The sequence below is a fragment of the Anaerobacillus sp. 1_MG-2023 genome (assembly GCF_030547345.1).
Taxonomy (GTDB): domain Bacteria; phylum Bacillota; class Bacilli; order Bacillales; family Guptibacillaceae; genus Guptibacillus; species Guptibacillus hwajinpoensis_B.
Map to the genome: position 1 here is coordinate 155017 of NZ_JAUORD010000010.1, position 13597 is coordinate 168613.

Here is a 13597-nt window from a genome sequence, read left to right on the forward strand (position 1 = left end):
AATACTATAAGAAGCCTTTTTATTATATTTGAGAGGATGTTTGACGTAATGAAGAAAAAACTCATTCAACTTATAGAAAAACTAACGGCTAAAATGCCAAACGAAATGCCCCCGATTGAAGAGATCGATATGTATCATGCGAATTTTAGCGGTGGGGCAGACAGTATAGCGACTGCCCTTATATTAAAGTATGGATATAAAATTCCATCTTCCAAGTTAAGACTTGTCCATTTTAGAGTCGATGCACAGGAAGAAGCATTTTTTGACTGGCCAGAGACGGATGAGTATCTGAAGTATGCGTCTAAAACACTCGACATTCCACTTATTGTCCTTCGTGGAGATAAGAGTTTAAGACAACGAATAGAAGATCGTGGAAAGTTTCCGGGTGCTGCTACACAATATTGTACATCCTATCAAAAACGCGATTTGTACAGCAAGTGGGTTCGTAGTTTAGGTCCTGGTACATTTATTTGTGCGAGTGGAGAAAGACGCTTAGAAAGCTCTAGAAGATCAAAAAAAGAAATATACCAAGTTTATAAACCGGCAAATGCTCCTACCAAACATCGGTTTGTTCATTGGTTACGCCCAGTTATCCATCTATCAGAAACAGAAGTATGGCAGTTAATGGAGTTAGCCGGAATAGAGCCACATCCTTGTTATACGAACTACAAAGTTTCCCGCTGCTCTTGTAAATTTTGCATTTTTCTTTCTCCTAAAGAAATGAAAACTGTGGCAGAAGCATTTCCGGAACAATTTGAAGAACTGGTGAAAATGGAAGAGAGACTTAATCACACTATGAAGTATGAAAAGAATGCTCCCATTTCACTAATAGATTTTATTGAGAAAGCAAATAAAAGTAATGAGCAAATGAAACTGGATCTTTTCAGACCGTGCTCTTTGCTTGATTAAGGGGGATTTAGAATGAAGGCTACATCTTTGTATACCAAAACGGGGTTTTCAAAACAGGGATTTAGTTGTTGTAGTCGATTTAGTTTTTGCAATATGGGAGTAGATGATTGCTATTATGATGGCATTGATAATGAAGTGAAAAATCATTGTAATTGCTATAAAAGAAACCATGTAAAAAAGACAGTGAGCACTAATTATTATGATAACCAAGAGGATAGTAGAAAAAGCTTTTATGAGTTTAATGATAGTGAAGTATTATTGGTTATGGGTTGCTTTAATTCTAACTGCATTCAAATGGGGGATCGGTATCTTTTAAAAGAAAAAAACTTCTATAAGAGTTTTACTCAAGCGAATGTTTACACCACTAGTAATGAATTTATAGGGGTACAATCGATTAATGATTTTTCGGTAATAGAATCATTAACTGAAGAAAAATTTGTGGAAATAATTGAAGATAGTAAGAAAAAAGAGGTGAATGATGATTATTTCACTGGTGGAGAGCAATTAAGTTTATTTTAAGAACATAAAAAACGACGTAGCTGTATCAGCTTGCGTCGTTTTTATTTTTTCCACAATCTAGAAATGTAATAGGATATATGTACAGAACAAGATATAATATAACTTAAACAGATTTATTATTGAAGAGTTAACCTTGAAATATCAGGGGATATTATTATGAATTTAAAAATTTACCATGAAAGATATGAGAAGATTATACATGCTTAAATGACTACAGGTCGTATGGAGGGTGACTATTAATGGAATGGACAATTCTTGAATATAGGAAATTTAGAAACGCTTTATATCAAGAATTAGATACTGCTAAGTCTTGTTTTGACCTTTATTTACGGTTATACGAAAATCAGCAAGATAAAGAAGTGTTTATAAAAGCTCCTACATACTTTAGATTAACAATGGAATCATTAGCGAGAATGTCTTTGGGAATTATATCAAATCTATTTGAAGTTCGCAGTAGTAAACAACAACCTTATTCTTTTAAGAAATTCCTGAGTATTATTAGTCATCATAAAGGCGATTTTTTTAAAGATGATGAATTGCCGGTGATAAATAAATATATTGGAGAAATGAATGAATTGTTAGATCAGCATCAAAATATTATTACCATTTTAAAGACTAGAAGAGATAAATACTATTCTCACTTTGATAAAACATATTTTTTTGAGCCGGAAGAACTGTTTAAGAGCGAGGAAGGTCGTCTAATAAATCGACAAGTTACTAAGTTAATAGAATTAGGGGATAAGATTTTAAAAAGATCACCTGGTGGATTAATATCCGTTCCAATCCACAAGGGATATAAAGAAGAATTAGAATGGATATTATCTGCAATAACCAAAACAGATATGAAGTTATTATCTAATAATACACAAATAGAGAACCCCAAAAAATTTGAATGGGATTTTAAAAAAATAGATGAATGGAAATCCAAACAAAATAATGATACATAATTATCATAACGTTGATACTCAACTCGTGGTTTACTCATTCATGTAGTGTTGATCTTAAAGACAGATACTTGTATAATACTAAATTAAGTAAGTCCCTTGCACATGTGTTATAGAATACTAGATTGGGAATGCCCCAAAACTAAGTTTAGACTACCTTGTCTATTCTTTGTTTTGGGGCGTTTTTTATTTAATAAAGGAGCTGAACGAAATGAGTAAAACGATTCAATCTACAAAGACCAATTCAGCAAACATAGGAGATGGGATTAAATCAGTTATAAAAGGTAAATCGTATGAAGGCGTTGTTGTAAATGTATATACCAATACGGTAACAGCAGAAATTTTTGAGAAAAGCGTTCGAGAAGATTTAGAAATTGAAACAAATCGAGTGGTACTTCGACATGATGAATACACTATTTTCCACCATGAAAGCAATCCAGAACAATCCCTATACCTAAATCGCACCTGGAATTATAGTTGGAAAAAGAAGACTTCTTGAGGAGATGAATAGATACATGAAAAAGCCGTTATTTATAGGGTTTTTAGTCCTAATAATGTTTTTACTTTCCGCGTGTGGTGGAGCGCCAAAGGAAGAAGAAGGAGGCGCTGCACCTAAAGCAAAAACCGAATATCAAAATAAAATTAAGGGAGCAATAGACAATTCTAATAAACTTTTAGCTGTTTACAACAAATCAGTTGATCAATTATATACTGAAGAGTTATCCAATGAAGAGTTTGGAAACATGATGCGAAATAATATTGAGAAGTCCAACGAGATGGTTAGAAGTATAGATGAAATGACACCCGATCCTGCATTCTTTGAAATACATCAAGCTGTTATATCTTTAATGAATAATCAGCACCAGATGTTCTTAGATGCAGTAGAGGCGGCAAATGAAGATAAAATTAAAAAGAATGATTTAAGAAAAGAATACCTAAGCATTAAGACCGAGCAACAGAAAATCATAAACGGCCTTAGAACACTTTAATAAAATCTCGAAATTAGTGTAGCTAATCTATTCCCGCTTCGATATAATAAAAGGGACATGATTCCCATTTCTTATTTCTTTTGCAACCTATTAAAGGTTAGCGGGTTTACATATACTACATAACTTACGGTCTTTGGACTGATTCTTTTACTTGAATTGAAAATTTCAATTCAAGTATTTATGAGTCGGTTCAAAGGCCGTTTTTTGTGTTCTATTAAACCTTTTATGAAACTATCCGATAATGTATGAAGAGGATGGATTTCCCAGAAATGAGATCATGATCTAAAACTATTAGGGGGATTTAAGATGAAGAAAATGATGAGTAGTGTACTAGCAGCTGGGATGGTCCTTTCAAGTATTCCTGTATCCGGCGTACAAGCAATGTCTTTAAACGACACAATTGTTCAAGAGAAGGAAGCAAACAATGAGAAAGACTCTGCACAGGTGTTATCACTTGTAGGGTCAAATAGTGTTGCCAAAGAGGTAACTAATTTTGTAGAAGGAAGTTTTTCTAGTGTAGGTGATGTGGATTGGTATAAGGTAACTTTAGCAGAGCCTGGTAAAGTAAACGTTTCTTTCCACCCTGAAGACAAAACAGGAACAATTCCAAAAGATAACTATCCAGATGTTGATATTTTTTCTACACGTTATGATGGATCTTTTGGAACGGTAGCATATCCTGACGATGCTTCGCAAAGAATCAAAGATTCTGCTGATGGAAATGTTTATTCTTGGTATTCTCATATCAATGATAATGACGTTTTTATTAGAGTTAAAAAGAATGAAGAGTCAAATTCTACTTACAATATGGGGATTGTATATGGCGTGAATAGTCCTTCAGGCGACACACTTGAACCCAATACAGTTTTTAATAAGACTTGGGATCTCTATGAAAGTGCATTAATTGAGAAAAACACTTGGATTAATACAAAGTGGAATAACCATTATGACGAAATGGACAACTTCTCCATTGAAGCTAGCTCAAAAGGAAAGTTAACTTACTCTGTTAAGTATGATCAAGAGGAATATAACTACTGGAATGAAGCAAATAAAGATTATTATAATACTTATGGAGTTTATGCAGAATTAAAAGATGGAAGTTACGATAAGATTGATGGTGAGGCTGTAATAGGCATTCCAAACCAAACTTATTCAAAATCTCTTGAAATAGAAAATTCGAATTACACTGGTAAGTTTGTACTCTCGCTTAAAAATGGTTTTCTTAAAAACCCAAATTACCAAGTAAAAATGGATTTTGAAGGTGACGTACAAGAACCAGAAAAAGATACCACTCCTCCTAAAGAAGTCAGTGGTCTGGAAGTTAGTTCTTTAACTAAAAATAGTGTCAAATTCAATTTTGCTTTACCTTCAGATACTGATTTTGATAAGGTCCTTATTTATCGGGATGGAAGTAAGATTTCTGAAAGTAACACTGGAACGTTTGAAGATACTGCTCTAACAGCAGATAAAGATTATTCTTATAAGTTCGTGACAGTGGATACCACTGGTAATACGAGCGTTGGAGTTTCTAAAAACATTACAACGTTACCTGAACCAGTAGAAGTAGATACAACAGCTCCTAGTGAGATCTCGGATATCCTTGTAAATGAATTATCCCATGAGAGAGTAACCTTTAACTATACTCTTCCAACTGATAAGGACTTTGATAAGGTGGTTATTTATCGAGACGGAAAGCAAATTGCTGAAACTCAAACCAATTCATTTACTGATATAGAACTTAATGAGAATACATCTTATACTTATAAATTTATTACAGTAGATGAAACTGGAAACAGCAGTAAGGGTAGTATTAAATCAATAACAACTAAAGAAAAACCATCCATTCCTCAACCTGAACCAACTGAACTTGAATATAAGCGGATTTCCGGTGATGATCGATATGAAACTTCTAAAGCTTTCTCACAAGAAATTCCTGCTCATTCTCTTGATACTGTTCTTTTGGCCTCTGGATCTGACTTTCCGGATGCACTTACAGGTGGAGTTCTAAATAATAAAATGAATGGTATTGTCTTACTCGTTCGTGATAACCAGGCTGTAATTAATGAACAACTAAAAGAGGCAAAGCGTGTCTTAAAAGATAATGGAAAGGTGGTCCTGTTGGGAGGAGATGCAGCAGTTTCTCCAAAGATTGAAAAGGCCTTCGCAAAAGAGTTTGAAACCGAGCGTCTTGGCGGAAAAACTCGATTCCAAACAGCTTTGAAAATTGCTGATAAAGTCAATGATAACCCTGAGGAAATAGTCTTAACGTATGGTATGGATTTTGCAGACGCACTTAGCGTCGTTCCTTATGCTACTAAGAAGGAAATTCCTATCATGCTCAATACCAAAGGTGATAAGCTCCAAGAAGATGTAGCAAGCTATATCTCTTCAAAGAAAAACACTTTGAAAAAAGTAACGATCATCGGTGGTACCGGAGTAGTTCCAACTTCTGTTGAAAAGGAACTTAATAAGCTAGGTATTAAGACGATTGATCGAATTTCTGGTGAAGACCGATACATTACATCTCTTGAAATTGCTAAGAAGCTATACCCCGAAACAAAATCTATTGCTTTAACAAACGCTTTTAGTTTTGCTGATGCATTAAGTGGCTCCCGCTTTGCTTTCGATCATGATCTTCCAGTTCTACTTACTGCTGAGGATTCGATAGAAGATGAAGTGGTTACTCACCTTAAAGGAAATGTAGAATCAGTGTATCTTTATGGCGGTAATAGTGTGGTTTCTGAATCAATTAAAAAACAGTTAAAAAAATAAGCAAAAAGCAACTTCTATTTTTAGATAGGAGTTGCTTTTTATTTTGGTGAAATGTTTCCACAATTTTCTTGCTGTGATATAATACTAGTGTAAAAGTTTAATAGACAGGGATGCCCCCTAAACGATTCATTCTTACTGATTTAGTAAGGATGGCTCTGTTTAGGGGGCTTTTTGTGTTCAGGAGGTGACTTCTTTGATATGGATATATAGACAAGTAGGTGCAAGGGATGGTTAGAAAAATAGCAATCTACTGTCTAGTATTTCTTCTTATAAATTTAATTAGCATTCAATTTATTGAGAATGCATATGCGGAAAGGGTTCATGGAAAAGGGGCTATCAACGTTGGTGCAGATTATTATCGCACTTACAATTATCCTGATTCGACTGTAAAAGTCCCTTTGGGTAACTCCTGGATCTATGATCGGGTATATGACGCTCCAATTGAAAAAGGTATGGTACTAACGAATTACAGACTTTACTTTGGAGACGGTCGAGACATAGTAGCAATAAATAACCAAACCGGAACAGATCTTGTCACTTCATCTTATAAAGTTGGAAACCCTTTTATTAAAAGTTTTCCAAGTTCTTATGGAGACGTAACAAGTGCTGTAGAGGGATATAGAGAAAATTCTTCAAGTGTAGGAAATTCTTTGTTCTTTGGTACCTCAAACGGAAAAATAGGTAAATTGACGGGTTATGGATTAGATGATGCCCAAGATGATCAAGAGATACAATTCAGCGGGACTATGAACAGTGAGCCAATAAATCATTTTGGTTATGTTAGTAGTGGTGATTATTTAGCAGCTGCATCAGAAACTCTGATTCGAATGATTGATACAAATAGTATGTCTCTCAAATGGACCGGAGGTATTGATGGCGGAGGAACTATTTCTGGAATGACTGCGTTGTCAAGTAGCGACCTTTTAGTTACAACTGATCATGGTTTAAATAAAGGTTATGGATATATATACGATCATGCAATTCGTAATAGCGGGTATGGTATTAAGCCAACCAAAACTATCAACTACTTTGCAGGTATACCAAGAGCTCCTACATTCGATCGAGAGAGTAATTTAATATACTCAGTCGATAAAGAAGGTAGAATTTATCAACATGATACAGCTGGTGAGTTAGTTAACATAGCCTACGTGGGTGATGCTCCTACTAGAGGATATGAATCTATTGGCGGATCTGCAACCGATAAAAATTACGTCTATGCCAGTACGTTTAAGTCCTCTGTTTCAAGTTCTTATGGAACGATTAGTAGGCATAGTAAAAGCGATATCGGTTCAAAGAAAACATATGTCCATAACGCTCCAGTTACAACTACTCCAATATTACTAAGTGGTTTACTCTATTTCGGGGATGCTAATGGGCGTGTTTATGCTTTGGATCCTAGCACGATGGAAAAAGTTGAATGGTACCTTGATGAAACCATGATGACACCGAGAGATTACTTTGATATTGGTGCGCGTGTAGAAACTTTAATTGGCGCAGATAATCACTTAATTGCTGCGAATAATGATAAAATAGCTGGATTTAAGGGACGACCTGATTTTTACGTTGCTGATCAAAGTATCAATAATGGTGCCGCTCAAGGAGCACGTGTCAACTTTTACTCAGATACAATGCCTAGCATTTCACTACGTAGTGAAATTGGTAACGCTGGAACATTCGATTATGACATTTACACTGATTTCAACGGTACAAACTCACAGCAATCGAAATTTGAAATAACTAATAAGGATTCTAATACATCAATACCTTTATTTAACGAAACATATTCAAATAATGCAGGTTCAGATTATTGGGATGAACTTATGCCTCAAGACAAAACAAAGTTCCAAGTTCCAGTTAATCGATCTTTTAATATATCTAATTCTTTTATTCCTAATTCAGAAGGTCAGTTTAGCTTTAAAACAACCGCTGATGTGGGGGATATTCAAAAAGAGTTTGATAACTTCGGGGCAAATGAAAAAATTTCTAATTTCGACGTTGTTGACATGCGTCATCCTACCGCTCTTGCAAAATACTCTGTGATAAACCGAGGCGATACTAATGAATTTAACCTTTCTATCACTCAAAAGTACAGCCAGCGTTCTTATGTTTTCGAAGTAAGATACCCAAATGGTTCAGATGCAATGTATAAGAGCGGTAATGGTACACCTCCGAGTACCCTTGCTATGGTGATTTCTGATAACGCGCCAAGGGGAAACTACGAATATAGATTAAGAATAATGAATAAGTTCAATGAATGGTTGTATAGTCCGTGGAAGAGTTTTGATGTTGTCAATATTCCACCAAATGCGGGTTTTACTACTAATAAAATGTCTTTTGTTCGTGGGGAGAATGTTCAAATCACAAGTACCGCTTCAGATCCGGATGGTGATACACTTACTCATTCGTATGTCATTACTTCACCTAGCGGTCTAAAGAGTTATTCAAGCAGTATCAACCCTTCTTTCAAAGTTACAGAATTGGGTAGATATTCAATTTCTCAAACGGTGAATGATGGAGCTGGTGGAACTGATTCCTACTCAAGCAGCATTAACGTATTAAATAGAGCACCTAATGCTGGATTTAACACTGACAAGTCAACGTATTATGATGACCAATCAATCAGAGTTACTAGTACCGCTTCAGATCCCGATGGTGATTCTTTAGCTCATACGTACACAGTAACTCGTCCAGATGGGAGTAAATATAATACGACTCAAACAAATCCAACCATTTCCTCTCTACAAAAAGGGACTTACACCATTAGACAAGTTGTAAATGACGGTAATGGTGGGAGTGACTCATATTCAAAATCAGTAACAGTTCTTAACAGAGGACCACAGGCAGGTTTTGATACAAATAAACCCTCTTTTTTTGATGATGAAACTATCAAAGTAACTAGTACTGCGACTGATCCAGATGGTGATTCATTAACACATACGTATACAGTTACTCGTCCTGACGGAACGAAATATACTACCAATACTACGAATCCGTCTATTACTTCTTTACAAAAAGGGACTTACACGATCAAACAAGTAGTTAACGATGGGAACGGTGGTAGTGATACTGTTACGAAGACGGTTAAAGTTGTAAACAGAGGTCCAAAAGCAGGTTTTAATACGGACAAACCATCGTATTATAATGAGCAATCGATCAAAATTACTAGCACTGCTACTGATCCAGATGGAGATGCGCTAACACATACGTATACGATTACTCGCCCAGATGGTAGTAAGTATTCAACTAACACAGTTAATCCTACTATTTCAAATCCACTTCAAAAAGGAAAGTATACCATTCATCAAGTTGTAACTGATGGTAATGGTGGAAGTGATTCGGTCACTAAATCAGTGGATGTAGGTAATAGAGGTCCAAAAGCGGGCTTTACAACCAATAAAACAGATTACCTAGATAATGAGAAAGTTTACGTGACAAGTACAGCAACTGATCCGGATGGTGACCCTCTTACGTATCTTTACAAAATTACTAGACCGAATGGAACAAATTTTACGTTAACTAATGAAAATCCTAATTTCGGCTCTCTTGTACCAGGTACTTACAAGATTGAGCAAACCGTAAAAGATACTTCGGGTGCCACGGATTACTTTGCTCGAACTGTTTCTGTTACACCAGCTAATAGACCTCCAAGCGCAGGTTTTAACTTTGATAAATCAAAGTATTATAAAGGCGAATCGATACGGATTACTTCAACTGCAACTGATCCAGATGGCGATTCTCTAAATCACGTTTATCAAATTACGCGACCGGATGGCAGCAAGTTTACTAGTAATCAAATAAATCCATCTTTTACTGCAACACAAACTGGTACTTATGTTGTGAGGCAAACAGTTACAGACCCAGCAGGTTTATCAGATTCAATGACAAAATCGCAATGGGTTCAAACGCTTCCTACTCCAGGGTTTTCTACTAATAAAACTTCTTTTTATAGAGGGGAAACAGTACGAGTAACAACTAGCGCTTTTGATGAAGATGGCGGTACAGTTAATCATGTTTACGAGGTAACTGCGCCAAATGGGCAAAAGTCCACTTATACTTCTGCTAATCCTACATTCTCTGTAAATCAACTTGGCAAGTATACAATTAAGCAGACTGTAACGGATGACGAAGGAGATAAGGCGAACACATCAAAAGAAGTAACGGTATTGAATCGAGGACCAGCTGCAGGTTTTAGCCTTAATAAATCAAAATATTATAAGGGTGAAACCATAGCGGTAACATCTTCTGCTTTTGATGCAGATGGAGACCCATTGAGCTATTCCTATGAAATTACGAAACCAAATGGACAAACCATCACATCAAGTCTTAGAAATCCATCTTTCATCGCTGATGTATCTGGCACATATACCATTAAACAAACTGTATCGGATCCCTATGGGTTAAAAGATTCTGTAACTCATACACAATGGGTGCAGACGCTTCCTACTCCCGGATTTGATACGGACAAAACTTCTTATGTTAGAGGAGACACATTAAAAATAACCTCGAGTGCATTTGATGAAGATGGAGGGAATTTAACTTATCGTTATGAAGTTGTTGCTCCAAATGGTTCAAAACAAACTTCCAGAGCTGAAAATCCTTCCTTCACAGTAGCTCAGCTTGGTGAGTATATAATCAAGCAGACCGTAACAGATGATGAAGGAGATCAAGCTTTTATTTCTAAAAAGGTAAATGTACTTAATCAACCACCAAAAGCAGGATTTAAGCTTGATAAGGTTAAGTACTATAAAAATGAAACGATCAACATTAGTTCTACAGCAACCGACCCGGATGGAGATGCATTAACTTATAACTACGAAATAACTCTTCCAAACGGAACTAAGTTAAACTCAACCGCTGTTAACCCGAGCTTTAAAGCAACGGAAACGGGAACTTATACCATTAAGCAAACCGTTAAAGACCCGCAGGGGGCTTCTGATTCATTTGCGGACTCACAATGGGTTCAAACTCTCCCTACACCTGGATTCCTAACAGACAAAGGGATTTATGTACGCGGAGAAACGGTTGAAGTGACCAATAAAGCGTTTGATGAAGATGGCGGTACAGTTATCGTTTCTTATGAAATAACTGCTCCTGACAAGACGAAGAAGACTTATAATGAACCAAATCCAGACTTTGAGGTCGAGCAAAATGGTGATTATATCATTAAACAAACCGTGACCGATGATGAAGGAGATCAAGCAACTGTTACTAAAAAAATCAACGTGGTTAACCAACTACCAGAGGCAGGGTTTGAGACAGACGCTACAGAGTATTTCATTGGTGATACAGTGAAGGTGACAAGTACTGCTACCGACCCGGATAAAGACCCGTTAACGTTTAAATATGTGGTCACTAAGCCGAATGGCAGCACATTCACTAAAACAACAAAAGATTTCATCTTTAAAACTGATCAACTTGGTGATTATACGATTAAACAAACTGTCACAGACTCATTTGATGCCACCGATACCGAAACGAAAAAAGTATTGGTAAAGGACCTCGTAATCACAGGTACAGTAAAGCATACTGACAAGTGGAATGAAAAACATGCTGTACTTGGAAACGCGCCAAATGAATTTTACTCAGGCGAGACATTTATGTTAGACGCTGAGATAACTAACTATCCCGCTAATTATGTGAGAGTGAAATTTGAAGGTAAGCAAGTGAGTGGCAATAATATGCTTCTATTCGCCACTCTTGCTAAGCAGTCTGGAGAATTATATACAGGAGATATATACGATCCTGAAATGTCAGAACCAGATACAATGCTTGCAGGTGGTGTAGTGAATTTTGATTTTGAAGTAGAGTATATTAACGGAACGGTGAGAACAACTACTGTTCCAATAATTGTAATAGGTTCGGCATTTGATGCCCTACAATTGCATCAAAGCCACTAGAATTTATTAATGAGGAGCCAGATTATTAATAGCTGGCTCCTGTATATTAGGAGGATATTAACGTGATAACAGAAAAAGATGTTGATGAAAAAAGTGAGATAGCTTATTGGACATTTTTTTTAAAAGTAGCCGGGAAAGAAGTTTCTTACGAATATTTAGAGAATCATAATCATACTTGTCCTACTTGTAGAAAACCAATGAAAGAAAAGGGTTCCTTTTTTGCTACTTTAAACCCCAACAATCTCCACAATGGTGCCATCGCTCGACAATGTCTAAAGTGTACTGAAGAAAATGAAAAGAAAATGATGAAGGCTAAAAAAAGAAAAACAAGAAATTTAAATGATAGCAATACTGCTTTCATGGAGAGATACATTTGGAACAAAATATCATAACTTCTCCGTACTTTGTATAGCCCTCACTCTATCTCCCGATAATGGAAAGAGTGGGGGCGTTCTATTATTTTCACTATTTAAAGGAGGCCATATGCTTGGATAAACAATCAATCTTAAAAACAGCCAAGAGCGAGATGCAGATGGTAGTAGAAGGTATGAACTTAGAAAACATCTCGGAAAGCAAGTCAAAACTAGAACATTATTTATCATTCATTGAGCATCTTTCCTATCTAAATGATGACCAAAAGTTGAATAATAAAGAAGAATCACAGCTGGAGGATCCTGTTTCAGAAACCTTCAAACAATTAACTGAGAAACAACCCGAACTTTCTCCCTCATATTTTTTTCACCGTAAACTCCGGGGAGGATTTTTAGAAGAAATAGCAACTGTTGTTCCTGAAGGTATCGTAAGACAATTAGGTATTGAACATGGAGATTATATTAGCGTAAATTTTAAAGGCAAGCATGTTAATAACGGAAAACCCAAAATTGAATTTAAGATTATAGAGAAACGTAATGAAATAGTCGAAATCGATCGACAAGAATATAAGTGCTGTATTTTAAAAAATAGAGACGGGATGTTGTTGGCCGAGAAAACAGGGAACAGCACGATTCGATTTAACGAAGCTCCTTACTCGATTGTCATTCGAGATACGGATATCGAAGAATTTGGATTGAAGGGGGGAGATGTAGTAGATATAGCTTGCAAGAAAACTGATCCTTCCTATAATCGCGTGACGTATAAACATCATATACACACACCGCTGCCTCAGACCATCGAACGCAGAAAATCTCATTCCTATAAAATTAAAAATCCTCAAGAGTCCGTATCAAAAGATACAAATAACAGTTTAATGGGCCTTACGATTTTTGTTGTAGGTGGCTTGTCTCAGAAAGACAATTATAAAAAAGTCATTGAGAACAATGGTGGTGTTTTTATGTGGCTTGATGGTAAAGAAAAGAAAACCAGAATACGAAGCAGAGTAAAGAAAGCGGATATCGTGCTCTGGATTAGTGAAGAAATGAGCCATCAGGGAATGTATCCAACTAAAGAGTACTGTAAAGATTATGGTGTGCAATTTAAAGCGATGGAAAGTAAAGGAGCATCTAGCCTTCTTCGACAAGCTGAAGAGCTCATAAACTATAATAATACTAAATAATGACTATGCTGAGAG

General features: G+C 36.0%; 9 protein-coding genes. All 9 read left to right on the forward strand.

The genetic code is table 11. The features are described 5' to 3' along the window. The first annotated feature begins 48 nt into the window (after nucleotides 1-48). The 9 genes from Q4550_RS16580 (at nucleotide 49) to Q4550_RS16620 (ending at nucleotide 13582) form a co-directional block, all read left to right on the forward strand. Nucleotides 49-909: a phosphoadenosine phosphosulfate reductase domain-containing protein gene (locus Q4550_RS16580; protein WP_303534664.1), complete on the forward strand. Its 861-nt coding sequence runs from the start codon at nucleotides 49-51 to the stop codon at nucleotides 907-909. 12 nt (nucleotides 910-921) lie between these two features. Beyond that, entirely contained in the window at nucleotides 922-1428 is a 507-nt protein-coding gene (locus Q4550_RS16585; RefSeq protein ID WP_303534665.1) for a hypothetical protein, read from the forward strand. 239 nt (nucleotides 1429-1667) lie between these two features. Continuing rightward, entirely contained in the window at nucleotides 1668-2375 is a 708-nt protein-coding gene (locus Q4550_RS16590; RefSeq protein WP_303534667.1) for an AbiU2 domain-containing protein, read from the forward strand. A gap of 208 nt (nucleotides 2376-2583) precedes the next feature. Further along, nucleotides 2584-2871, forward strand: coding sequence for a hypothetical protein (locus Q4550_RS16595; RefSeq protein WP_303534669.1), 288 nt, complete (start codon nucleotides 2584-2586; stop codon nucleotides 2869-2871). A gap of 16 nt (nucleotides 2872-2887) precedes the next feature. Beyond that, complete coding sequence (locus Q4550_RS16600) at nucleotides 2888-3361, forward strand: hypothetical protein (RefSeq protein ID WP_303534670.1); 474 nt, start codon at nucleotides 2888-2890, stop codon at nucleotides 3359-3361. A gap of 306 nt (nucleotides 3362-3667) precedes the next feature. Further along, a complete protein-coding gene (locus tag Q4550_RS16605) occupies nucleotides 3668-6133 on the forward strand; it encodes a cell wall-binding repeat-containing protein (protein ID WP_303534671.1) in 2466 nt (821 codons plus the stop codon). Between the two features lie 227 nt (nucleotides 6134-6360). Then, the gene (locus tag Q4550_RS16610; RefSeq protein ID WP_303534673.1) at nucleotides 6361-12030 is read left to right on the forward strand and encodes a PQQ-binding-like beta-propeller repeat protein; all 5670 of its coding nucleotides are present in this window, start codon (nucleotides 6361-6363) and stop codon (nucleotides 12028-12030) included. A 62-nt stretch (nucleotides 12031-12092) separates the two neighbouring features. Continuing rightward, nucleotides 12093-12422 (forward strand): hypothetical protein, encoded by a 330-nt coding sequence (locus tag Q4550_RS16615; protein WP_303534675.1) that lies wholly within the window; start codon nucleotides 12093-12095, stop codon nucleotides 12420-12422. A 95-nt stretch (nucleotides 12423-12517) separates the two neighbouring features. Continuing rightward, nucleotides 12518-13582 carry a DUF2325 domain-containing protein gene (locus Q4550_RS16620; RefSeq protein WP_303534677.1) on the forward strand — a complete coding sequence of 355 codons (1065 nt, stop codon included), beginning with the start codon at nucleotides 12518-12520 and terminating at the stop codon, nucleotides 13580-13582. Nucleotides 13583-13597: the final 15 nt, after the last annotated feature.